The organism is Chitinophaga rhizosphaerae, from assembly GCF_003958645.1.
GTDB lineage: Bacteria > Bacteroidota > Bacteroidia > Chitinophagales > Chitinophagaceae > Chitinophaga > Chitinophaga rhizosphaerae.
The window spans coordinates 89,101-111,970 of record NZ_RXLO01000002.1; the positions used below are offsets into that span (position 1 = coordinate 89,101).

19 protein-coding genes are annotated in these 22,870 nt (G+C 55.6%); 6 read left to right on the forward strand and 13 right to left on the reverse strand.

Annotated features, from left to right (window positions below; genetic code table 11):
• Window positions 1–6: 6 nt before the first annotated feature.
• Window positions 7–480 carry a GNAT family N-acetyltransferase gene (locus EJ361_RS03860; protein WP_126244046.1) on the reverse strand — a complete coding sequence of 158 codons (474 nt, stop codon included), beginning with the start codon at window positions 478–480 and terminating at the stop codon, window positions 7–9.
• Window positions 481–648: 168 nt separating this feature from the next.
• On the opposite strand from EJ361_RS03860, the gene EJ361_RS03865 reads away from it, so the two are divergent.
• Window positions 649–1,086, forward strand: coding sequence for a nuclear transport factor 2 family protein (locus EJ361_RS03865; RefSeq protein ID WP_126244047.1), 438 nt, complete (start codon window positions 649–651; stop codon window positions 1,084–1,086).
• A 60-nt stretch (window positions 1,087–1,146) separates the two neighbouring features.
• Complete coding sequence (locus EJ361_RS03870) at window positions 1,147–1,374, forward strand: hypothetical protein (RefSeq protein ID WP_126244048.1); 228 nt, start codon at window positions 1,147–1,149, stop codon at window positions 1,372–1,374.
• Between the two features lie 7 nt (window positions 1,375–1,381).
• On the opposite strand, the gene EJ361_RS25505 is transcribed toward EJ361_RS03870, so the two are convergent.
• Together EJ361_RS25505 and EJ361_RS03875 are read right to left on the reverse strand one after the other, a co-directional pair.
• A complete protein-coding gene (locus tag EJ361_RS25505) occupies window positions 1,382–1,549 on the reverse strand; it encodes a hypothetical protein (RefSeq protein WP_164714072.1) in 168 nt (55 codons plus the stop codon).
• Window positions 1,550–1,715: 166 nt separating this feature from the next.
• Window positions 1,716–3,146: a Gfo/Idh/MocA family oxidoreductase gene (locus EJ361_RS03875; RefSeq protein WP_240646540.1), complete on the reverse strand. Its 1,431-nt coding sequence runs from the start codon at window positions 3,144–3,146 to the stop codon at window positions 1,716–1,718.
• Between the two features lie 134 nt (window positions 3,147–3,280).
• Between EJ361_RS03875 and EJ361_RS03880 the strand changes: the two genes are divergently transcribed.
• Window positions 3,281–3,940: a flagellar export protein FliJ gene (locus EJ361_RS03880; protein ID WP_126244049.1), complete on the forward strand. Its 660-nt coding sequence runs from the start codon at window positions 3,281–3,283 to the stop codon at window positions 3,938–3,940.
• A gap of 76 nt (window positions 3,941–4,016) precedes the next feature.
• Here EJ361_RS03880 and EJ361_RS03885 read toward each other — a convergent pair whose 3' ends face one another.
• The 6 genes from EJ361_RS03885 to EJ361_RS03910 all read right to left on the reverse strand — a co-directional run bounded on the left by EJ361_RS03885 (window position 4,017) and on the right by EJ361_RS03910 (window position 13,259).
• Complete coding sequence (locus EJ361_RS03885) at window positions 4,017–5,099, reverse strand: family 10 glycosylhydrolase (protein WP_126244050.1); 1,083 nt, start codon at window positions 5,097–5,099, stop codon at window positions 4,017–4,019.
• A complete protein-coding gene (locus tag EJ361_RS03890) occupies window positions 5,092–6,120 on the reverse strand; it encodes a carbohydrate-binding family 9-like protein (RefSeq protein WP_164714073.1) in 1,029 nt (342 codons plus the stop codon). The genes EJ361_RS03885 and EJ361_RS03890 overlap by 8 nt, the downstream gene beginning before the upstream one ends.
• Before the next feature lie 181 nt (window positions 6,121–6,301).
• Entirely contained in the window at window positions 6,302–7,879 is a 1,578-nt protein-coding gene (locus EJ361_RS03895) for a RagB/SusD family nutrient uptake outer membrane protein (protein ID WP_126244052.1), read from the reverse strand.
• 29 nt (window positions 7,880–7,908) lie between these two features.
• The gene (locus EJ361_RS03900) at window positions 7,909–11,211 is read right to left on the reverse strand and encodes a TonB-dependent receptor (RefSeq protein WP_164714074.1); all 3,303 of its coding nucleotides are present in this window, start codon (window positions 11,209–11,211) and stop codon (window positions 7,909–7,911) included.
• Between the two features lie 187 nt (window positions 11,212–11,398).
• On the reverse strand, window positions 11,399–12,562 hold the full coding sequence (locus tag EJ361_RS03905) for a FecR family protein (RefSeq protein WP_126244054.1): 1,164 nt from the start codon (window positions 12,560–12,562) through the stop codon (window positions 11,399–11,401).
• A 97-nt stretch (window positions 12,563–12,659) separates the two neighbouring features.
• Window positions 12,660–13,259, reverse strand: coding sequence for an RNA polymerase sigma factor (locus EJ361_RS03910; protein WP_126244055.1), 600 nt, complete (start codon window positions 13,257–13,259; stop codon window positions 12,660–12,662).
• 275 nt (window positions 13,260–13,534) lie between these two features.
• Here EJ361_RS03910 and EJ361_RS03915 point away from each other — a divergent pair, with 275 nt between their 5' ends.
• Both EJ361_RS03915 and EJ361_RS03920 read left to right on the forward strand, forming a co-directional pair.
• Window positions 13,535–14,398, forward strand: a complete 864-nt coding sequence (locus EJ361_RS03915) for an AraC family transcriptional regulator (RefSeq protein ID WP_205686930.1) — start codon at window positions 13,535–13,537, stop codon at window positions 14,396–14,398.
• A gap of 159 nt (window positions 14,399–14,557) precedes the next feature.
• Entirely contained in the window at window positions 14,558–14,938 is a 381-nt protein-coding gene (locus tag EJ361_RS03920) for a VOC family protein (RefSeq protein ID WP_126244056.1), read from the forward strand.
• Between the two features lie 81 nt (window positions 14,939–15,019).
• Here EJ361_RS03920 and EJ361_RS03925 read toward each other — a convergent pair whose 3' ends face one another.
• Entirely contained in the window at window positions 15,020–15,232 is a 213-nt protein-coding gene (locus tag EJ361_RS03925) for a dodecin family protein (protein WP_126244057.1), read from the reverse strand.
• Window positions 15,233–15,500: 268 nt separating this feature from the next.
• Here EJ361_RS03925 and EJ361_RS03930 point away from each other — a divergent pair, with 268 nt between their 5' ends.
• On the forward strand, window positions 15,501–16,229 hold the full coding sequence (locus EJ361_RS03930) for a phytanoyl-CoA dioxygenase family protein (protein ID WP_126244058.1): 729 nt from the start codon (window positions 15,501–15,503) through the stop codon (window positions 16,227–16,229).
• Window positions 16,230–16,283: 54 nt separating this feature from the next.
• Here the strand turns inward: EJ361_RS03930 and EJ361_RS03935 are convergent, their stop codons facing one another.
• The 3 genes from EJ361_RS03935 to EJ361_RS03945 are packed head-to-tail and all read right to left on the reverse strand — an operon-like array spanning window position 16,284 to window position 22,805.
• A complete protein-coding gene (locus EJ361_RS03935) occupies window positions 16,284–17,633 on the reverse strand; it encodes a PhoPQ-activated pathogenicity-related family protein (RefSeq protein WP_126244059.1) in 1,350 nt (449 codons plus the stop codon).
• 23 nt (window positions 17,634–17,656) lie between these two features.
• Window positions 17,657–19,354 (reverse strand): SusD/RagB family nutrient-binding outer membrane lipoprotein, encoded by a 1,698-nt coding sequence (locus tag EJ361_RS03940; protein ID WP_126244060.1) that lies wholly within the window; start codon window positions 19,352–19,354, stop codon window positions 17,657–17,659.
• Between the two features lie 10 nt (window positions 19,355–19,364).
• Window positions 19,365–22,805 (reverse strand): SusC/RagA family TonB-linked outer membrane protein, encoded by a 3,441-nt coding sequence (locus EJ361_RS03945; RefSeq protein WP_126244061.1) that lies wholly within the window; start codon window positions 22,803–22,805, stop codon window positions 19,365–19,367.
• Window positions 22,806–22,870: the final 65 nt, after the last annotated feature.

Sequence of the window (22,870 nt, forward strand, 5' to 3'; positions counted from 1 at the left end):
TGGGAACTACAATTCCGCCTCCATATAGATCGCGCCCTGCATGGGATTGAACCGGTAAGGCGCGATTCTTTTGAAACCATGGGCTTCGTAGAGCCTGATGGCGGAAGTCATATCAGGGAGGGTATCTAGCCGGAGCTTTTGATAGCCGAGGTCTTTGGCGGCCTGGAGGGCACGCAGGAGAAGGGTTTCACCGAGTTTCATGCCGCGGAACCCCGGGAGCACGTACATCCTTTTCAGTTCGGATTCGGTGGCGGATAATTTACGGACGGCTACGCAGCCGATTACTTCGGAATCCTGGTAAGCGAGGATGAGCGCGCCTTCCGGGGGGCCGTACTGAAGATCGATGTCTTCCAGTTCTTTTTCGAACCCCTGGAATTGCAGGTCAAAATCCAGCGAGCGGGCGTAGGCCCGGAAGATCCCGCGGGCGGCTTCGTATTGCTGCGGCGTGGCGGCGATGAGACAGGTGACGTTCGTTTGCATGGCATTCCAAAACTAACCAATTTAGTTGCTTTTGTCAACTATTTATCAAACCATACATAACTAGCTCATTTTCAATAATATAACTTTAATAGTTTTCCAGTAAACCGTGTATTTTCAGCAGTTATATTTCGTATATTCAGGATATGAAATGCCAGTAAATCCCCCGTTATGCAACACCCCATCCTTATCGCAGCATGCTTCCTGTTCTGCGCCGTTTCGGCCAGCGCGCAAGACGCCGACCACAACGCGCTCCGCAATCACAATGCCGACTGGATACAGGCGTATCCCGAAAAAGATACCTCCGTCATCCAGCGCATTGCGGCAGACGACCTCGTGATGATCACTTCCAACGGAACGCGCCTGGGCAAGAAGGAACTCATCCGCAATGTGGCAAAACCGGCCACACCGATCACTTCCGCAACGATAGACAATGTAGACATCATCGTGAAGGGCAACATCGGGATCGTAGTGGCGCAGGTGGAATTTATTATGGTCGTTAACGGGAAAGAAACAACCGTCAAGAACAATTACATGGACGTCTATGAAAAGCGCGATGGCCAATGGGTGGCCATTGCAGCGCACGTTACCCGGCTCGACGGCAAGTGAATTTTTTCACCCTTTTTTACCGTCCATTGTCTTTAATTAGTTACACCAAAACAGATCTCCATGCAAGCTTATCTGAACCTTGGCGGCACTTCGGCCGTGAAGGCCTATGAAATGGACGACAGGTATATCAACGTACATTTCAGTGATGGCACTGCCTATCATTACAATTACGTGGTACCCGGCGCTACCTATGTGGAAAAGATGAAATCCCTCGCCCAGCGGGGCCTCGGGCTGAATACGTTCATCAACCAGTTCGTAAAGGATAAATATGCCGCGCGGTTGAATTGATCGTGGTTCAGATAGGCGTATTGAGCGTTACTACCGCCACCGATACATCGCTTCCCTTCGCGGCGCTTACCTGCAAACGGTAAGCCGCCGGGTTGAAAGGGATTTCCACCTTCATGACGGCGCCCTTGCCCAGGCGTTCTTTGCGGACGGCCTTCCCTTCCCTGTTGAGCCGCACCAGCACCCATTCAAAAGTAACATCCCCGTCAACGGCGTTATGCCAGAAGGCGGGTTACTCGTTTGAATAAATAGCAAATGGCTGACCGGCGCCGCAATTCGACGGTTGCGTGCCGCTCAAAAACTCAACATAAAAAAAGGCGGCCCGAAAGCCGCCTCCCATGTGGTTACACCTTGTAATATTGTTCCCAACCCTTGCGCGGGGGAGGGCCCACGAGGAGCGCATTGGCCGCTTTGTCGTTGGTGATGATTTTCTTTTCGCGGTCGAACTGGATTTTGCGGCCTGTCCACTGTGCCACCACGCCCAGGCAGAACACCTGGCTGAGCGGACCGGCGATCTCGAAGGGAGAACGGGTCTTTTCCTCGCCTTTGCAGGCCAGCAGGAAGTTGGCGTAGTGATTGGAAGGGCTCTTAGGCACTTCGGGCAGTTTGCCGGCCATCTCCTTCGCTTTTTCTTCGGGGATGATAGACAGTGTAGACGCGTGAGAACCGCCTTTGAACGTCAGGTCTTTGCTGTAAATGATCTTGCCCGGGTTGAGCTTGGCGGGTTTGATGGTGCCGGTGCTCGGGGGCGGAATATTCGGATCGAGGCCGGAAACGCCGTAGCCGGCGGGGATCGGCGGGAGGTTGTCTACCCCGTCGTACCACATTACATCCACCGCAGGCATTTGTTTGCGTGCGGGGAATTTGAACGAAAGCGTGGTAGACATGGGATAGAAGAAATTGTTGTGGCCTGTCAGCTTGATGGGATTTACCTCGTAAGGCAGGCCCAGGTCCAGGAACTGGTGGGCGGTATCGAGGATGTGCGCACCCCAGTCGCCGAGGGCGCCCATACCGAAATCGAACCAGCAGCGCCATTGGCCGTTGACGAAGTCTTTATTATAGGTATGCCCCTGCGTCTGCATCTGCCAAACGTTCCAGTCGAGCGTTTCGGGCGTGGGCTCGGTGGCGGGGAAAGATTTGATATTGGGATCCCACCCGTGCCAGCGGCGGGGCGAGTTCATATGTGCCACGACCTTGTCGACGTCTTTAATGATGCCGGCTTCCGTCCAGGCTTTGAACTGGAAGTAATTGGCTTCGGAGTGGCCCTGGTTGCCCATCTGGGTCACTACTTCCGGATGTTTGCGGGCGGCTTTCATCATGAGTTCCACCTCCTGGAAGGTGCGCGCCATGGGCTTTTCGACATACACGTGAATGCCGAGGCCGATGGCCATCATGGTGATGGGGAAATGCGCGAAGTCGGGAACGCCGACGGAAACGGCATCGATCTTTTTGCCCATTTTGTCGAACATCTGCCTGAAATCCTGGAACTGGGGCACGTCCGGGAACATTTTCATGACTTCCAAAGTGTGGGGAGCGCCCATGTCTACGTCGCACAGCGCTACGATATTGGCAAGCCCGGTTTTATGCAGTTCGCGGATGATTTCTCCTCCCCGGTTGCCGATGCCGATGCAGGCCAGGTTCACTTTTTCATTGGCCCCGATCCTGCGGGGCCGGGCGCCGCCGCGGGCCATGAGAATGCCGGGCGTAGCAAGAGCAGCAGAGGCCATCATGGCCTGTTGGAGGAACTTCCTCCGGGAGTATTCGTTATGCATCATACAATTAATTCATTCGATTGCAAAAACAAGATACAGAAATAAAATCCAGTATTCGCACAGTTTTTGCAGGAGTGGAGAAAAAATTATGCACGCGCGGGGGATTGCGCCTTTCACCGCTGAAAAACCGATAAAAAATGAAAGCCATATCCATAGTATTGTATTTCCTGAGCCAGCATCCGGCCTGGTCGTTCTTTATTATTTTCGCTGTTTTCGCGGGGCTGGCTGTATTGTTGCGCCGCTTATGGCTGCTCGTTCCGGGTTTCCTGCTCGGAATTGCCAATGTCTTCTGCGCTTCTTTTCTGAACGCATGGTTCCTCCAGACCTGGGGCACGCCGGGAACGGCCGTCGTCATCCAGGCCACCCAAACCAATTCCACCCTCAACGATCAGTACATCTTCGAATATACGGTCATCGCCAAAGCCGGCGGGAAAGACGTGAAGACCGGCTTCTCGTCCATGTCCGCCGCCATCTGGCCCATCCGCAACGAAATACTCATCCCCCCGCCCGGACAGTTTTTCGTTACCAAATACATCCCCGGGTATGAGGAAAACATCGTGATCATGGCCGACGAATCCATGTACGGTAAAATGCGCATCATCGCCGCTAACCGTGAGGCGGTAGACCGTGCCCGCAATCAACTGGCCGCCAGCCCGTCGAACGAATCTTACCAGGAAGAATACCGCCAGGCGCTTCAAACTTTCCTGTCAGACCCCGCCAACCGCCTCGATTCCGTGAGCATGCGGCAGTTCAGCGACGCCCTCGGTCAGCTGAAAAAAGCCGTTCCGGCGCCGTAACCCGAAATCACCTTCAACTGCACGGGATTCCGATTCGGTAGATTACGCCACGGTACCTGGAAAATCGCCTGGCGCTTCACCCTGCCGTTTCGCGGAGAATGGCCAGCAGCTGGGGATTCACCGACCCGAAGATCGACACGCCGGCCGCGCCGTTATCTATCGCGAGGCGGATGGCTTTACGGATATCGTCGTTGTTGCCGTGGAAATCGGGGAGGAAAAGTCCGGCGTAGAGCGGGAATTTCCCTTTCAGCGCATTCACGCCTTCCGCCACGGCATCGCCGATCCATTGCACGTTTTCATTGTAAAAACCGTGGTAGATCATGGGGCAAACCGCGTCCAAAGGCCAGTTCGTCCAGTCTTGCCGAACGATCCGCTTCGCGATTTCAGGCGTGGGAAAAACGGCCGCCGTAATGGGTTTCTTCTTCGAATGGGCTACGTCCGATAAATTCCGGACGATGTTCGTGATGCTGTCGTACCGGAACTTGCGCCACGACGGGCTTTGGTCCGGGTGCGCCATTTCCAGCGGATCTTTTCCATAGGTCGATGCATATTTATCCCGGCAGGTTTTGCAATAGCAGAAATCGTATTCCGGCAATTCTTTCGACTGGTCGATATTGTATTTGGCCCAGAGGTTCACGGGAAGGACGACGTCTACGAAGCGGACATAATCCAGGTGCAGCCCGTCGATATAATCTTTGGCTACCTGTTCTTCCGCTTTGGATTTGAGGTATTGAAGCGTTCCTGGCTGGTTGGGACAGAGGAAGCGGTAATATCCCACATATGGCGGTTTATCTGCGCAGGATTCGCCTTTCCGGTTCACGGAAAACAGTTCGGGATGTTTTTCGCGGAGTTCGGGCTCGTTGCGGTTCATGGTCCAGAACCAGCGGTGGGCTTCTATTCCGGCGGATTTGGCGGCCCGGAAATGGCGTTCGCTGTCTTCCTCGAAATAAATCACCCCGATGCCGGCGGCGCGGTATTCCGCATAACGTTGTTTCAGTCCGGCGTCGGTATCTTTTTCGCTGGGGTTGATCCAGATGCGATGGCGTACCGGAGCTTTGGGCTTTTTCTTCCCGTCGCGATTGCCGGCCATGGACATTCCGGGTTCCATGAGCGCGAGGCTTCCCAGCCCGAGCGCCTTCAGAAAATGACGTTTATTCATATCGGTTGAGTTTTCCTTCCTGATCGATGATGATGGTGCGGCGCCCCTGCCTTATGATGGCGGAGAACTGCCGGCTCGTGGCTTCCAGGTTCACGTCGAACTTCCCGTCCCCCAGTTTCAAATCTCGGAGGGCGGATGCGAACTTCCCGTTTTCCCGGCGGAACCTGTGCTGGCGGTAATAAATTTCCCAAAGCAAGGCCTCCGCTTCCGCCCAGGCGGGTGCTTCGTAAAGCACCTTTTCTCCCGGTGATTTCTTCGTAAACTGCAGGAAGCCCCATCTTTCCGGGGCGTGCATGTCCACGATCCCCTGGGGCGACCAAACCCAGTTATATTCCGGCGTCGCCTTCCGCTTGCGGTAAGTATTCCCTTCCACTTCGTGCTGCCACTGCACGCGCGAAAAATTCACGCGCCAGGTGCTGCCGTCCTGCGGCACGATGCGGGTATGATACGCCGCCAGCGCACGGAACGGGATGGCCATCTCCAGCGTCCAGCGGGTGTCTTTATCCCGGGGATCGTTGAGCGTTCCTTTGATATGGACGGCCGTTTGCAGCCCCCGCACGTCCCAGTTGAGGATGGCGCGGCCACCGGCGCGGTAGGTGCGGGGCATGAGCAGGTCCATCACGGTGTTGAGGGCATTCACTTCGATCTCGAAATATTCATACGCGTTGCCGTCGGGGTCAAGGAACATTTCGAAATCGTTGTCTGCATAAATGATGGTGTCGCGCTGGCGGAGGGTGCCCCAAACATGCGGTTCCTCCAGTTCGGCGAACACGTACAGGTAATTCTCGTCCCACAGCATTTTGGCGCGCGTCCGATGGAAGGGCGCGGGTTTGCGATGGCCTTCGATGTCGATGAAATCATCTGTCCACAGCGCCTTATTCCAGACCTCTTCCCCATCTTTCCCATCGATTTCCATGGGCGATGCAATGTGATGGCAAACGTAATGGCGGGGCGTGTCCGTAAATACACGCGAATGTTCATTCTCCTGTTGCGCACGCAGGGCGAAAGGGAGCAAGATCATCCCGCCTGCCAATGCTGCAACCAAATTCCGTAAATGCTGCATTATGGTTAAATATAAAGAATGGGGCGGGATGAAGGTGCGCGGTGCTGACATACGGCTGATTTCATGTACCGGCGGCATAAAAAAAGCCCGCCGTTTACCGGCGGGCTTGTCACAAAAAGAGAAGCATCTAAGGGCTTTATCAATAATTCGGATTCTGCTTCAGGTTCTTGTTCACATCGATTTCCTTCTGCGGGATGGGCCACAGGTAGTTCCTGGATGCGTCGAACTTGCGGGTTTCCACCACCACGTTGGTGCCGGTGAGGGTGAGCGCGCCGGTGTTCGGATCCACCTTGCCGGGGCGAACACCGTGGATGGCGCCTTTCCGCACCTGGTCACCGATTTTCCAACGCTGGATATCGTACCAGCGGAGGCCTTCGAGCGCCAGTTCCACCCTTCTTTCGCGCCGTACCAGTTCGCGCATTTTCGCCTGGCCGGTGTACACGGTTTGATCTACATCGGGCATTCCGGCGCGGTTGCGCACTTCGTCGATGGCATCGTACACGCTCTGGTCGATCTGTCCTTTCTCGATTTTCGCTTCGGCGTAAGTGAGCAGCACTTCCGCGTAACGGATGAAGATCGCGTTCTGGCCTGTATTCCACATATCCGCGAAATCGTTCAGGTCGTAGGTGAACTTGCGGAAGAGGTAACCGGTTTTGGCGTTGTTATCGCCCTGGTAGTAATCACCGGATTCGGGATCGATCGGGTCGTAGAATCTGCCGCCGTATTGCTGTCCGGGCACCACGATGGAAGCCTGGAGGCGGGGATCGCGGTTGGTGTAAGGATTGGCTGCATCGTAACCGGAGCCGGCCTCGGTGATCAGTTTCCCGTTCTTCATTTCATAAGCATCCACCAGTTCCTGCGTGGGGCTGATAGAGCCCCATCCGCCGTATCCGGACGACGGCATGATGCCGAGCCAGCCGTTGGAAAGGGTATTTTCCATGTATTGCAGGTCGAGGATCACTTCGGAATTGTTTTCGTGCTGGATCCTGAAAAGGTCGGAATACACAGGGTACAACTGATAACCGAGCTGCATGACTTTCTGTGCGTCGGCGATGGCGTCGTCGTATTTCGCCATGAACAGTTCGAGGCGCGCACGGAGGGCTAAAGCGGCACCGCGGGTGGCACGGCCCTTGTCGGCGGCGGTTACCTCCAGCTGCGGCGCGATGGCGGCCAGCTCGTCGAGAATGAACTGGCGCACCTCGGCCTGGGGGGCTTGTTTGATCGTATTGGCTTCATCCATGGATACCGTTTTGGTAACCAGCGGAACGTCCCCATATAGCTGTGTCAAAGTAAAATACTTGTACGCGCGCAGGAAGCGGGCTTCTGCTTTCATGCGGTTCTTTTTGGCTTCGTCCATCTTCACCCGGTCCACATTCTCCAGGAAGTTGTTGCATTTCTGGATGGTGGTATAGGTGAATCGGTTTTTGGCGTCCGGGTCAGACGGGGTGGCATCGCCGTTGCCGTGTGCGGTGAACCCTTCCCAGAAATACTGGTTATAGGCATTGTCCGACACGCAATCCATGTAAATAAGGTTTTCCACATCTTCCCATTCCTTGTAGCAGCCATTGAGGGCAGCCAGGGCGTCGGATTCCGATTTCCAAAGTACGTTGTTGCTGTATGCGTCCAGCGGCGTGCGTTCCAGGAAATCTTTATTACATGCCGAGAGGAGCGCTCCGGCAGATATTGCAGTTAATATGATGAAGTTCTTCCTTTTCATTTGTCAGTTTTTTTAAATGATACCTTCCGTTAGAATGTTACGTTCAGGCCCAGCGTATTCACTTTCACCTGCGGATAGTAGTAGATGCTGGAAGAGCTCGGCGCTTCGGGATCTACCCATTTGTACAGACCGCTGAAGGTCAGGATATTCTGGCCGCTGTAGTAAACCCTGGCACGCTTGATGCCGACGCGGCGGAGCAAGTTGTCGGGCAAGGTATAGCCGAGCTGCAGGTTTTTCAGGCGGAGGTAAGAAGCGTCTTTCACCCAGAAGGAAGAAGGCATGCTGGACTGGTCGTTCTGCTTCCAGGTGTAAAGGATCCTGGGAAGGGAAGCGCCCGTGTTTTCGGGAGACCAGGTATCGAGGAGGGCCGAAGTAGGTTTGCCTGCTGAAGTGTTTACGTTACCCAGTTTACCACCGTCGATGTAGGTTTTCACACCCGCAGCGCCCTGGAAGAACACCGTCAGGTCGAAACTTTTCCATCCGCCGTTGAGCGTGAGGCCGTAGGTAGCCTTCGGATAATAGTTGCCGATATAGGTCTTGTCTTTGGTATCGATGACGTTATCGCCGTTGAGATCGCGGTAACGGATATCGCCTGCATTGGTATTGCCGTTCTGTTTGGCGTGAGCGTCCACTTCGGCTTTCGACTGGAAGATGCCGTCGGCGATATAACCCCAGAATGCGTTAATGGGCAACCCTTCCCGTTTGATCGTATAGCCGGAGGGGCCGCTGGAAATGAATTTCTCGATGTTGTTGCGGATAAACGATACGTTACCGTTAGCGCCCCAGTTGAAGTCGCCTTTGCTGTCGCTATACCCAACCGTGAATTCCCAGCCTTTGTTCACCACGATACCGGCGTTCTGCGCAGGCGGTTTGAGGCCGTACACGGCGCTCACGGGAACTTCGATGAGGATGTCGCGGGTACGTTTCTTGAACCAGTCTACCGTCAGGTTTACCTTGCCGCCCAGGATGGACGCGTCCAGGCCAACGTTGGTTTCTGCCGTGGTTTCCCAAACGATGTCGGCATTGGCGCCGCGGAGCAGGGAAATACCCGGAGCGATCGCACCGCCGAAACCATAGTTCTGGCTGCCGAAGTACATCGGGACGTAAGGATAGAACGGCGCTGCGGGGTTGTCTCCATCGTCTGCCAGCGTCTGGTTGCCCAGTTCGCCCCAGGAAGCGCGAAGCTTCATGGCCGACACATATTGTTTCACTCCCTGGAAGAAGTTTTCACGATCGATGTTCCAACCTGCGGAGAAAGAGGGGAAAGTGCCCCAGCGGTTCTTCTTCGCGAAACGGCTCGAACCGTCGCGGCGGATGTTGGCTTCGAAGAGATACTTACCGTCGTAATCGTAGTTGATACGGCCGAAGAGCGACTGCAAAGCGGATTCATATGCATAACCGCCGGTGGTCTGCCCGTCTGCCGAACCGAGGTTCAGCTGGCTGAGGTTGTTGTTCAGGAAGTTTTTCCGGAACCCTTCGTTGAAGGTGTATTTGGTATACTCCTGGAAATAACCGGCGAGCGCTTTCAGGTTGTGTTTACCGAAGCTGGTGCCATATTCGAGGAGGTCCTGGTGGGTAACCACCATGTTGGTCTGGCTGCCGTCTTTCAGCGAGTTGGGACCGGGGTACATGGTAGGATTACCGTTTTTGTCGTAGTACTGGATGTCGGAGATGAAGGATTTGGTCTGGAGCGTACGCTGGGTATATGCCAGTGAAGGCTTGAAATGCAGGCCTTTTATGATTTCCAGGTCGGCAGACACGTTGCCGAGCAGGTCGGAAGTATTATCGTTCCGGAAGCTGGGCGATTCCAGCCATGCAGCCGGGCTGCCGTCGGCGATGTAACCGTAGTGGCCATTGGCGAACTTGTACGGAACCGTCGGCGAAATACGGTTGAACTGGCGGATGATCTGGGTGAAATCGGGCACGCCGGGGTAGCTGGACTGAGGTTCTTTCACCGGGTTGTAAGTGTAGGCGAGGTTACCGGAAACGCGCAGGCGCTGGCTCAGTTGCTGGCTGATGTTGAAGCGGGTGGTGTAGCGTTTGGCGTTGGTTTTCTCTACGAGACCCGCCTGGTCGAACATCCCGAGCGACAGCGAGTATTGTCCTGTTTCGCTGCCTCCGCTGAGGCCGAGGTAATAGTTTTGCTGGATGCCCGAGCCCTGGTAGGCGATGTCGAGCCAATCGGTATTGGGGTAATTGAAGGGATCGGAGCCGTCTTTGAATTTCTGGATCTCTTCCGGTTTATAGTAAGGCGCATTGCCCTGGTTTACCTGGGCCTGGTTGTACAGCGAAGCCGATTGCCAGGAGGGCAGGAAGTCGGGCAGCGCGGTGGCTTTTTGCTTGCCTACATAAGTGTTGAATACGATCTGGGGGGCGCCTTTCTTACCTTTCTTGGTAGTGACGAGGATCACGCCGTTGGCCGCGCGGGAACCGTAGATGGATGCGGAGGCCGCGTCTTTCAATACGGAAATGGATTCGATATCGTCGGGGTTCACATTGTTCATGTTGGAGATCACACCGTCTACCACCACCATGGCGCTGGAATTGTTCAGCGTGCCGATACCGCGAACGCGGATGATGCCACCGTCTTTACCGGGCTGGCCGCTGTTGGCGGCTGTTACGGCCACACCTGCCATGGTACCCTGAAGGGCGCTGGCTACGTTGGTTACGGGACGGTCGGCCAGTTGCTTGGAAGTTACGGCGGCCACCGAACCGGTGAGGTTCACTTTCTTCTGGGTGCCGTAACCCACTACAACTACGGCTTCCAGGTCGGATTGCTTCACTTTCATGACGATTTTCATGTTTTCCGAAGCGGGCAATTCCGTGGTTTCGAAACCCATCTGGGAAATCACCAGAATAGCGCCGGCATCGGCCTGCAACTGGAAGTTCCCTTCGCCGTCGGTAACGGCGCCGCGCTGGGTGCCTTTGACCTGAATGGTGGCCCCGGGAAGCGGCTCACCCTTTTCGTCGGTCACCTTGCCTTTAATCTGCATGAGCGGTTTGGCATCGGGAATTTCCGAACGGGCAGCTGCGGAAGCCGCCTTTTCTTTCACGATCACCACATCGTCTAACAGCGTAAATACCAGCGGCTGGTTCCGGAAGCAGGCTTCCAGCACCTCGGCGATATGACGGTTTTTTACGGAGAGCGTTACCGGCGCGGCCTTTTCGAGTTGTTTGGCCGTGTACACGAAGGAAAAACCGGTCTGGCGCTTGATCTCCCGGAACACCTTTTCCAGGGGAGCGTTCTTCTCCGAAATAGTCACCTGTTGACTGAGCGTTTTGGCGCTCACGCACATACATGCAGACAACAGGAACAAAGCGGTGAGTTTCATGATCCGCAATTTTTTGTTAATACCCTCCGGCAGGAAGGCATAAAGGAGCTTTAAATGCATAGATTTGCATAGTTTGAGTGATTCAATAAACTTTCTATCAGAGTGGACTGTTTTAAGAACTCAGACCTTTAGCGCCCTGCGGACCAGGCAGGGCGTTTTTATGTCTGGCACTTGCGTACGTGGTGTTTTACTTCATAACGATGATTTTTTTTCCTTCTATTTTAAATTTGACTTTGCCTGTTAATTCGAGTGCCTTGAGCACATCGGAGAGTTTTTTGCTGCGGGGCAGGTCGAGGTAGAAACGATCGTCTACCTGCTCGATGTCTCCCACTTCCACATCGTACCAGCGGGAAAGCTGGTTCATGACGCGGGCGATGGGTTCCCCTTCAAACACGAACCGTCCGTTCTTCCATCCCATCACCTGGTCCAGGTTTACGTTTTGACGCACATCCAGCCGCCCGTTGCCGGCCTGCGCCTGCTCGCCCGGGGCGATAGTGCGGGTGCCTGCGGCGGTGGAGACTTTCACTTTCCCTTCCAGCAGCGTAGTGCGCACGGCGCCGTCTTCAGGATATGCGCTGACGTTGAAATGCGTGCCCAGTACGGCTATGCCTACCCCATCGGCTTTTACGGTGAAGGGCTTCTTCTCGTCTTTCGACACTTCGAGATATACCTCGCCGGTGATCGCCACGCTGCGCACGGCGCCCGCGAACGCGGTGGGGAAAGTGATGGAGGAAGCGGAATTGAGCCAGGCCTTCGTGCCGTCGGGCAATGTGAGGCGGTATTGGCCGCCGCGGGGGGTGGTCATGGTATTATATACGATTTCCCCTCCCCTATTGTCTTTGCCGTCATATACAAGCTGGCCGTTGGATAGTTTATTGACGGAAGTGCCGCCCTGTTGCGCCAGCAGCCCGTCTGCCGCACTGTCCAGCACAATCTGCCGCCCGTTGGAGAGGGTGAGCACGGCCTTTTCGCCGCCGGGCATTACATCGTTGGTAATTTCCTCCTGTACGTTTGCAAGGGGTTCCTGCGCCGGCCTTGTACCTTTCCAGATGCCGAGGCCCGCCAGGAGCAGCACAGCGGCTGCAGCAGCGGGTTTCCACCAGGAGATGCGCATCCGCGTACGGTCCGTTTCTTCGGAAATCCGGGCATATACGCGCTCCATGGCAACTTCTCCAAGTTGCCGGTCGGCGGCCGACGGCTCATAATTGCGCCAGGCTTCTTCCAGCACCGATTGCAATGCCGCGTCGGATGCAGACCGGTTTACCCAGTCGGCCAACTCCTGCCGTTCGTCTTCCGAACTGGCGCCCTCAAAAAAGCGGTTGACGAGATATTGGATCCTTGCGTTAGACATATGGTTGAAAATTAAAATAACGTGAGCCCGCCCGTGGCGTCGCTACAGATAAAGACAACCGCCGGAAGCGATAGGCATAGTTGTCTTGAAAAAAAATTTAACAAAAAGGAAACACGAGGCAGGGCAACAGGAGGATTTCGAGGGAATGGGGGTGCCGGCTGAGCGTTTCGCGGAGGGTGCGCAGCGCCTGGATCATGTGGTTTTTCACGGTGCCGGTGGTGATATGCAGCCTCCGGGCGATTTCTTCGTGCTTGACGCCCTCTTCCCGGCTGAGGAGGTAAATGGCTTTTTGACGGGGCGGCAATTGCTGGATGGCCCGGTGCAACAGCTCGCGGGTCTCTTTCAGGGAAATATGGGATTGGGGGGTGCTGTGCGCCGGCGCTTCGTCCGTATGCAACTGGCGGATGACGTTCTCTTCCCGCGCCATTTTCCGGAAACCGTTGATGGCGTGGTTTTGCGCCATCCGGAAGAGATAACTGCCGAAAGAATCCACGTCGCGGAGCGACTTCCGGTCTTTCCAAAGTTTCAGGAACACGTCCTGCACCACATCCTCCGCCGTGGCCGGCGAACCGGTCAGCTTGCTGATGAAGCCGTACAGCTTGAACTTGTATGCATGAAAAAGGTGGGTGAAAGCCAGCTCATCCCCATCGGAGGCCATTTGCAGCCACTCTTTCTCGTATAGCGTAGACGTAGACAACGTGTTTAATCCCCTTTGAAATTGGTATCGACAAATTTATCGACATTTCGATGAATTGCCACAGAACTTTTTCAACGGGATCTGCATAGATATCTGATTGAGAATCAACCGATATAATTTCCAGATCCCCATACGTGACATTTCCCGCCGGTGAATTTGCCCCCAAAATGCGGGACCGTTCCCATTATTTTGGGCCCCTCCCCGCAAAAACGAAAGCGCCCCCGGCCTGGGGCCCCTTATCTCTGCAGGCCGCCTCGCAGCGGTAAAATTTTCCCGTGCCGGCAGGATTCGGTACCTTGCCGAAGACCAGCTATACCGGCAGCATGCAGCAGTTCACCCACATCCGGGATCTCTACAAACCCGTCCAGCCCGCGGTTTCCGCGTCGGACGAGGCGGTTTCGTATGTGGAAATGCTTCCCTGTCCTGCCCTGCAGCCTTATATTTATTGTTACTGGCAGCTGAAAACGAATGTGGCGGCCGTGGAACCGTTTCCGTACCGGGTGGTGGCCGATGGCTGTATGGATATTTTCTTCGTGCCGGGGAACGCCGCTGAAACCTGGTTGATGGGCATTTCCGACGCCTATACGGAGTTTCCGCTGACGGGGGATTTTCATTTCGCCGGAATCCGCTTCCTACCCGGCATCTTTCCACAACTCTACCACATTCCGGCCGATGCCTTTACCGGGAAAACGGAAAGCCTCGCCGCCATCGATCCGCAGCTGACCCGCCAACTGGCCGACAGATGCGCCGGCATCCAAAAACCGGAAGCGCTGGCATTGGTGCTCGACGAGCTCCTCCTCGGCCTCATCGGCGGCAAAACGTTCAGTCCCGACAGGCGTTTCTACGAAGCCCTCGATCTCATCCTCCGCCACAACGGCACCATTCAACTGGAGAAGGAAATCCAGACAGGGATCAGCCCGCGGCAACTGCGCCGGATGTTCGGGCAATACGTCGGCGATACGCCCAAGGCCTTCAGCAGTATCGTCCGCTTCCAGCGGATATTACAGGCGAAACCTTCGTCGCGGAGCCTGCGGGAAGACAAGCTTTTCTTCGACGCCGGCTATTACGATCAATCCCATTTCATCCGTGAATTCAGGCGGTTTTACGGCCTTACGCCCGGCCAGGCATGGCGGCGGTAGTATTATGTCCGTTTTGTACTATGATCCCGGACGGTACCGGCCGACCTTTGTACCGTCATCATCAAACAGCCGTACATCATGCAAAAAAATATCTTACTGGCGGCCATGCTGCTTTTCTCCTTACCGCTATTCGCTCAAAAAAACACAAAACCTCCGACCATGAAAATGAACGCCGGGATCATCACGCCCAAGCTCGCGGAAACAAAAAAATTCTACACCGAAACGCTGGGGTTCGGTGTTACGTTCGAAAACGAATTCTACCTGCTCATGCACACGCCGGGCCATGCAGCAGAAATCAGCTTCCTGCTGCCGAAACATCCGTCGCAGCAACCGTTGTTCCAACCGGCGTTCGGCGGCCAGGGTGTATACCTGACCATCGAGGTGGATGACGTAGATAAAATATATAAGGAATTGAAATCCAAAGGCGTTGCGATCCGCATAGAATTGCGCAACGAGCCCTGGGGCGATCGCCACTTCGCCATCGAAGACCCCAACGGTATCGGGATCGATATCGTTATGTACGCGCCGCCAGCACAATAAAATCAGTATCCGGCCAGTTCCCGACAGGGCTGGCCGGGCACGCGTACCTTTATGGGGTCACCCGCTTCCGCCGAAATGTTTTTAGCGATGCGCTTCGTCTAACCGGAAAGAAACCTTGCAAATGCAGCCGAACGTAGTGATCTTGCCGTCTTTCACATGCACCTTGATATCTTTCACATACACGGAATCCACGTTATGGATGGTTTTGCTCACTTCCGTAACAGCATTACGGATCGCATCGTCCAGGCTTTTTTCTGACGAAGCGATGATCTCGATGACTTTTACGATAGGCATAATGCAGATTTATTAGATGATAAATGGAAAAGTAAAAGAAATACACGCGCCAAACAGCCACCTCCTGCTGCCGTAAAGGGTTTCGTCAATGGGGTCTATTGAATCCCGGGAGTTTTCGGGGACGTTACGGCACGGACATATATAACACATCTCGCCCAAAAGTGTTGTCTGGCCACCCCATTTGCAGGATTTCAGATAGATTTGGTTTCGACGGACAGGTTTATCAATGCGCGGATAGGATATCTGGGGCGAATGCTTATTTTTAGCCATGACTTCCGGCTTCCCTTCTGCCCCGCAATTTTCCGAAAACGGCTTCGCCATTACGCCACCGCTGTTTTCGGGCCAACAGATACATGCGATCGTTCAGGCGATCGATGCAACGGACCATTCCCAGCCTACTTTCCGAAAATCGGCCGATCTGTTTGCCGTGCGGCGATTCCTGCACGAGGTGCCTGCCGTTCAGCCGCTCGTGCTCACCGATGAATTGTTGCAACTCGTGGAAAATTTTGCAGGAAGCGGTTATCGCCCCGTTAAATCCATCTATTTCGACAAGCCCCCGGAATCGAACTGGTTCGTATCTTACCACCAGGACCTCACCATTTCGGTCGATAAAAAATCCGACGCAGAAGGCTTCGGCCCCTGGACGGTGAAGCCCGGCCAGTTCGCCGTACAACCACCGCTTCCCATTCTCGAAAACAACCTTACGCTCCGCATCCACCTCGACGATACTGACGAGCACAACGGCGCGCTGCGCGTGGTCCCCGGCTCCCACCGCAAAGGCGTCTACCGTCCCGAAACGATCGACTGGCAGCGGGAAACGGAAGTTTCCTGCGCTGTTCCCCGCGGCGGCGTGATGCTCATGCGCCCATTGCTGCTGCATGCTTCCGGCCGTACCACCAACAACCGCCGCCGGCGCGTTATCCATATCGAATTCAGCAACAGCCAATTGCCGGGAGGGATGCAATGGTCTGAGTTGCTGCCGGGTACTTTCGCATAAAAAAGGGGAACCTCCGCCCGGAGGTCCCCCTGTCGATTCCAAGACTTGTTTATTTTAACGGACCTTCTCCGTGTCTGTCAGGAACACGCGGGTGCTCACCGTGTACGGATCACCACTTTCCTGGCTGTACTTCAGGTCTACGTAAAATGCCTGATAACCCGTTGCCGGCAATGCGCGAGACACCGAAACGTTCGACGTCGCGGAAATCCCCAGGCTGGTGGACGTCCATTTGTCGTTGCGGAAATCCAGGTCGGGCGAAGAGGCTGTCCAAACTACCACGTCTTCGAGCTTGTCGGAAGTAGCCTTGATGTTGAGGGTCACCTCCTTGCCTTTCTTTTTCACGGTATAGCTGCATTCAGGATAGTGCTGCCCGTTGAAAGTGATGCCGAAAAAGGCGCTCAGCCCGTTCATGACCTGCTTTCCATCGCCCATGTTGTGCCCGGCGTTCGGAACGTAATTGAGGAGGTATTTGCCGGGGATGTCGCTGATATAATTCTTCACGTTGTCTACCACCCAATATTCATCGTTCGTGCCCATGAACAACATTTTCGGCATGTCCAGCTGCTTGCGGTAGCTGTACGGGTCTACCATCGCGGTGATGGCTTTTCCTTCTGCCGTGCCCGTCTGTTGCGGGATACCGAGTTTCACGTAATCCTCGATCTGGATGCTGTATTCTTTCCAGGTCTCGATCTGGTAGTCGAGGCTTTTGGGCATGTTGAGGATATCGATCACCATCGGGGCGATGGCTTTCACGCGGCCGTCGCTTGCGCCGGTCAGCCAGGTGGTCCACCCGCGCTTGGAAGCCCCCGCTACCACGAACTTTTCTACCGGTTTGGCGGCGCGGCCCCGGGAAAGTTCCTGCACGGCGTCCATCGCGCGGACGGCGCTTTTCACCATCGGGAACAGCAGCGGCCAGGTGTAGTCTTTCGATTGTTTGAAGTTGTGCAGGGTGTAGGAAATCAGCGCATCTTCGGTGAGGTCGTTATACAGCGGCTGGTTGGGCGTTTGCCGCAGCACCGCCGTGATGGCCTGCCGGTCGTGCGCGATCTGGCCGATGGCCTGGTATAATTTATCGTTGGCGCCCGTCCATCGCGGCTCACCTTCTTTCAACGAACCGCCGGTGATGAACAGCAAAGCGCCGTTATGTTTCACCATTTTCGGTACAAAAACCATCAGCTGATGTTTCCAGGTATGCTCACGCCATTTTTGCGACGTGAGGGCTACGGAATAAGCGGTGATATCGGCCACTTCGAAGGAGTCGCGGACGGTCCATTGGAACGATTTGTCGTCGTTGTTGAGGTAGGACCGGAGGGCTGTTTCCGGCGTCACCTGTGCGCGGGCGGCGCTTGCCGCCAGGAGGGCTACCAGTAAAATGTTAAGCGTTTTCAACATGCTGTATCTCATAATGCATCGGAATTTTGGGTTTCTTACCAGGGTTTGCCGGTGCCGCTGATGACCCAGGGTTTGGACCAGGGGCTGTTCTGCGGACCGTTGGCGCCGAAGGCGGAATAGGTGGTTATCTCCAGCTTCGCCGCGGCGGCCATGATATTGGTGTTGTTCAGGTTTCGTTCGTCGAGCATATAGTAAAAACGGACGGGCACCACTGGCCCTTTCGCATTGGGACCAGCGGTCAGCACAGGATAACCCGTGCGTTTGTAATCCGCCCAGGCTTCCGTGGCGTTCGTCCATGCCGCGATCCATTTCTGTTCGATGATCTGCCGCTGCGTTCCCTGGAAAGTCCCGGCCGGGCCGGCCAGGTAGGCCGCCAATTTCGCCGTCACGCCCCAGGTGGCAAAAGACGCTTCGATCCCTTTGCGGTAATGCGTTTCCGCATCGCCCGCGGCCCAACCTTTCAGCGCGGCTTCGGCCAGGATGAAATGAACTTCCGCCGCGGAAATGAAGCGCGCTTTCAACAAGGGGCCTTTCGCTTCCTTGTAAATTTCGTTCAACCACGACACATGCGCGTTGGTGGATGCCTGCGCCGCGTCGTTGCTCATGTTGTACACCGCCGGACCGGCCAGCGCAGGCGGAAGCCCAACGTAATCCACGTCCTGATCGATGTCTGCGGTCGTGAGGCCCCTGGAAGCCAGCACATCGGGCGATATGTAGCGCACCTTGCGCGGCTCGCCGTTGACGATGGTATCCCGCGGTTGATAGATGTTCCCGGTGCCGGCGGGCCTGGTGTCGTCCACCAACAGAAAACATTCCACTTTCCTACCCCAGACACCCAGCCGCGGATCGCCGAGCGATTGCAGCATATTCACGAATGTACTGCACATTTTGATGCGGCGGTAACGGCTGCCGGCTTCGCGGTCGTACGTGGCGTTAACGGGCCATGAATCCGCGTCGCTCGTACCGATGAAAGCCATGGTAGCATCGTCTGATGCATTGAGGATCAGCGGATACTGGTCCGGCGCGCCTACGATCTTTTCAATACCCGGTCTGGCCACCGCCGGCAATTTTTCGGCGAGGCGCAAGTAATACCGGAGCGCGAGGGAATTGGCCATTTTCCGCCATTTGGCGGGGTCGCCCTGGTAGTAGACGTCTACGAGATCGATAGGTGCGGTGTATTGGTTTTTAGGTTTGGACAGGAGTTGATTGGCGCGGTCGAGGTCTTGCAGGATGCCGGTGTAGACCTGCTGCTGGGGGTCACAGGCGGGCGCGGCGTTGCCGGGACCTTCCTGGTCGCCACGGAGCGCCTGGCTGTAGGGGACGTCTCCATAGAGATCGGTCAACAGGCCGAACAGCATGGCTTTCATCACCAGCGCCACGCCTTCGTGCAGTTCAAAACCCGCTGCTTTGGCTTTATCCAGCACCAACTGGTTATTGCGGAGGATGTCGTAATAGGCGGTCCAGCTGTTGCTGCCGCCCCAGTCGTATTCATTGTGGGTGCCTACCCATCCGTCTTTCTGCGTATGCTGCATCACGCCGGCGAGGTCCTGGAACCCGAGGTTCACGTAGCTCTTCCCCGTTTCGGTGAGCACGGTAGACAGCACGAAGCTGGGGTTGGTTTTGTCGGGATTGGCGCCGTTGGGATTCTCGTTGAGCGACATGAGGTGCTTCCGGCACGATGGGGCCGAGAGCATCAGGAGGCAACATACGATGAGGGTCTGACTGCTTTTCATGTCGAATATTTTAAAATGTCAGGTTTAGTTTGAAACCGATCGGGATCGACCAGGGCGTCACGTTGTACCGCTCTATGCCCTGCTTGAACTGGATCCCCGACCCTTGCACGCCCGACGCCGGCTGGTACGCCTGTTCGGGATCCACGCCGATCCTGGCCGCCGTCCACAAAATAATGTTGCGGCTGTACACGGAAAAACCCGCGCTCCTTGCCCCGATGCGCTTCACGATACTGCCGGGGATTTCGTAAGACAACGCCACTTCCCGCAATTTCAGGTACGACGCGGGAAACAGGAACGCACGGGTGAAAGACCAGGTGGTACTGCCCGCATACGGCAGCGTCAGCGTTCCCGGTCCGCCGAGATTTTCGGCGAATCCGGTCGGACTTCCCTGCGGATCGAACCCCGTCGGCCGGACGCCGGGAATGAACACGCCGCCATACGGCAATGTGTACGGGCCATATGTGAAGGGATAGCCGTTATATTCCGGCGTAGGCCCGCCCACCAGCGGAAAATAATTCCCGTTGACGCGGATGAGCCGGTCCTGGTTGGCTTTCAGGTAATTGGCCAAATCTTCGCCACGCATGTTGCCGGGGTTGATCAGCTTGTCGAGGAAACGTTGCGAATTGCCGTGCTCTTCCCCGTAACGGTACGTTTGCGACACGAAATCACCGCCATTCCGCCAGTCAAAAGTCATCGCCAGCGAAAATCGTCTATAACTGATCGTGGTTTGACCGCCGAGTACGAAATCAGGATTGAAATTGCCGATCTTGTTGCGGGTATTCTGCGCGTCGATCGCCTGCCATTTACCGACCGCGTCGAGGATGGGATACCCGAAATACGGCGATTTCCCGTCTTTCACCGTCACCAGTTCCGCATCGTAAATATCGCCGATGTCTTCGCCGACATACGTCCAGGCGCCGCCACGCCCTTCTTCCCACAACACGTAATAAGGCATGTCTTCCGTGAGGCTGGCGATGCGGGTGCGGTTGCGCGTGAGGTTGAGGTTTACGTCCCACCGGAAATCCTTTTTCAGCACCGGCGTTCCGCCTATGGTCACTTCCACGCCGCGGCTGCGCAGCAATCCCGCGTTGATGTTCTTGCTGGAGTAACCGGACGATGGCGGGATCTTGGTACTGAAAATCTGGTTCTTATTTTCCACGACATAATACGTGAAATTGAACCGTAACCGGTCCTTGAAAAGGACCACATCCGTTCCGGCTTCGTACGACGTAGCGATTTCCGGTTTAAGGTAAGGATTGAGCAGCGTGCCCGAAGTGCCGAGCCGCGGAATATTGCCCCATGCACCGGCATTGTTCAGCACCGCCTGGAGTTGGTAGGGCGATGCGTCGTTGCCCACTTTCGCGATGCCCGCCCGCAGTTTGATCATGTTCACGTTGCGATGGTCCCATCCCGCCAGTTTATCGGCCAGCACGCTCAGCGAGGCGCTGGGGTAGAAATACGGCGCTGCGTCCGGCAATGTGCTCGACCAGTCTGTTCTGCCCGTTATATCGAGATAAATGCGGTCGCGATAGCCGACGTTGGCGGTCCCGTACACGCTGTGCACGCCTTTTTCATAGCGGCTCGTCCAGGCATCGAGGTTTTCGGGAAGGATGTTTTGCAGGGTAAACACGCCGGGAACGATGAGCCCTGTGCCGGGCTTATTCGTATTGCTGACGGTTTTGCCTGTTTGATAGCGCAGGTTGCCGCCGGCGGACACGGAAAAATCGAACTGTCCCGCACTTTGTTTATAAGTCAGCAACGCGTCCGTATTCCGTTCCATATGACTGATCCCGATGACGCCGTAAGCACCATTGCGCGAATCGAGGTAACTGCTGGCGATTTTCGTTTCTCTTTCTTCCCGATAGGTATCCAGCGCATAACGGACCATGAGGTTCAGGTGCGGCGTGATCTGCCAGTCGGCATGGATGTTCCCGAAAACACGGTCGCGCACGAAGCCATTCTGCACTTCGTACGCAAGGAACCAGGGATTATTGAAAACTCCGTTCGACTGCGTTCGCTGCTGAATCCCCTCCTGCCCCGGCATCCAGTAATCGCGCAGTTCGTTGATATCGATGTGGGGACTTAGGCTGTAGAGCCATTGCAGGGGATTTGTACCGCGGTCGCCGGCGGGTCGGTTGTTGGAATTGCTCCGGCTGTAATCGACGTTCGCGCTCACGCTCAGTTTTTGGTTGAGGCGCATTGTGGCGTTCAGGTTGAGCGCATTGCGGAACAGGTCGGTATTGGGGATGATGCCTTTGTTCGTCATGTTCGCGTAAGACATGCGGTAGGCGATCAGGTCGTTATTGTTGGCGATCGATAGATTGGAAGCGGATGTGATGCCCGTGTTCACGAAATCCTTCGCATTGTCCGGGTAAGATACGAGCGGCTTAGGGACCTTTTTCCCGTTGGCATCCAGCGGACTGTTCCATTGTACTTCCTCATACCCCATATCGAGCTGCGCGCCGTAAGTGGCGTCGATGTTTTCGGAGACGAGGGAGCCGAAGGGATTGGTGAGCAAATTGCCGCTCCGCGAAACCGGGATGCCGGAAAATTGTCCCGACCCGAATTTGGTTTGCCATTGGAGGTATTTGTAAGGGATGTCGAACACGACGTTTTGCGCGGCGTTGACCGTTAGCCGGTCTACTTTCCGGCCGGTTTTGGTGGTGATGATGACAACGCCGTTGCCCGCGCGGGAGCCGTATAATGCCGCGGCGCTGGGGCCTTTGAGCACGGTTACGCTTTCGATATTGTCCATATTGATATCGGAGATCGCGTTGCCGTAATCGACTTTGTTGTTACTGCCGATCTCGCTGATATTGTTGAGGGAATTGGCGACCGGCACGCCGTCTATGACGAACAGCGGCTGATTGTCGCTGCTGAGCGATGTGGCGCCGCGGATGACCATATTTACCGAAGAACCTGTTCCGCCGGTGCTGCTGATGGTGACGCCGGCCATTTTCCCTGACATGGCGTTGAGGAAATTTTCCTGTGTTACTCGGTTAAATTCGCGGGAACCGAGCTCTTCCACCGAGTACCCGAGTGAGCGGGTGGCCCTTCTGATACCGAGGGCGGTGACGGTGACGGCGCCCAGTTCGCGGCTTTTCTCTTGCAGCACCACGGAAAGCGTGGCCCTTGCCGCTTCCTGGACGGAGTAGTTGCGCAAGGTGTCGCGCATGTAGGCTACGTGCGAGAACACAAAATAATACGGGCCACCGGGCGGGACTTTCGTCATGACGAAAACGCCTTTGTCGTTGGTGACGGCTTGTCCCAGCGCGCGGGCCGATTCGTTGAACAATTCTACGGCAACGCCTTCTACCGGCTGCATGGCTTCGTTCCGGACGATGCCGGTTACGGAGGGGGTGGCGGTGGTTTGTGCGGAGGCGGTGATATTCCAGCACAGCAACAGCAAAAGGAAGGCCTTTCCCGAAATAGAGCGTAAACGTGGTCTCATATCGGTAATGATTTTAAGAGTATAGGATGCGCCCTGTGCAGTGGTGCTGCCGGGTACGGGTGATG

What these genes read in the sequence shown, in the direction of transcription:
- EJ361_RS03860 (WP_126244046.1), bottom strand. Translation starts at nt 480, where the DNA reads ATGCAAACGAACGTCACCTGTCTCATCGCCGCCACGCCGCAGCAATAC.
- EJ361_RS03865 (WP_126244047.1), top strand. Translation starts at nt 649, where the DNA reads ATGCAACACCCCATCCTTATCGCAGCATGCTTCCTGTTCTGCGCCGTT.
- EJ361_RS03870 (WP_126244048.1), top strand. Translation starts at nt 1,147, where the DNA reads ATGCAAGCTTATCTGAACCTTGGCGGCACTTCGGCCGTGAAGGCCTAT.
- EJ361_RS03875 (WP_240646540.1), bottom strand. Translation starts at nt 3,146, where the DNA reads ATGATGCATAACGAATACTCCCGGAGGAAGTTCCTCCAACAGGCCATG.
- EJ361_RS03880 (WP_126244049.1), top strand. Translation starts at nt 3,281, where the DNA reads ATGAAAGCCATATCCATAGTATTGTATTTCCTGAGCCAGCATCCGGCC.
- EJ361_RS03885 (WP_126244050.1), bottom strand. Translation starts at nt 5,099, where the DNA reads ATGAATAAACGTCATTTTCTGAAGGCGCTCGGGCTGGGAAGCCTCGCG.
- EJ361_RS03890 (WP_164714073.1), bottom strand. Translation starts at nt 6,120, where the DNA reads ATGATCTTGCTCCCTTTCGCCCTGCGTGCGCAACAGGAGAATGAACAT.
- EJ361_RS03895 (WP_126244052.1), bottom strand. Translation starts at nt 7,879, where the DNA reads ATGAAAAGGAAGAACTTCATCATATTAACTGCAATATCTGCCGGAGCG.
- EJ361_RS03900 (WP_164714074.1), bottom strand. Translation starts at nt 11,211, where the DNA reads ATGAAACTCACCGCTTTGTTCCTGTTGTCTGCATGTATGTGCGTGAGC.
- EJ361_RS03905 (WP_126244054.1), bottom strand. Translation starts at nt 12,562, where the DNA reads ATGTCTAACGCAAGGATCCAATATCTCGTCAACCGCTTTTTTGAGGGC.
- EJ361_RS03920 (WP_126244056.1), top strand. Translation starts at nt 14,558, where the DNA reads ATGAAAATGAACGCCGGGATCATCACGCCCAAGCTCGCGGAAACAAAA.
- EJ361_RS03925 (WP_126244057.1), bottom strand. Translation starts at nt 15,232, where the DNA reads ATGCCTATCGTAAAAGTCATCGAGATCATCGCTTCGTCAGAAAAAAGC.
- EJ361_RS03930 (WP_126244058.1), top strand. Translation starts at nt 15,501, where the DNA reads ATGACTTCCGGCTTCCCTTCTGCCCCGCAATTTTCCGAAAACGGCTTC.
- EJ361_RS03935 (WP_126244059.1), bottom strand. Translation starts at nt 17,633, where the DNA reads ATGAGATACAGCATGTTGAAAACGCTTAACATTTTACTGGTAGCCCTC.
- EJ361_RS03940 (WP_126244060.1), bottom strand. Translation starts at nt 19,354, where the DNA reads ATGAAAAGCAGTCAGACCCTCATCGTATGTTGCCTCCTGATGCTCTCG.
- EJ361_RS03945 (WP_126244061.1), bottom strand. Translation starts at nt 22,805, where the DNA reads ATGAGACCACGTTTACGCTCTATTTCGGGAAAGGCCTTCCTTTTGCTG.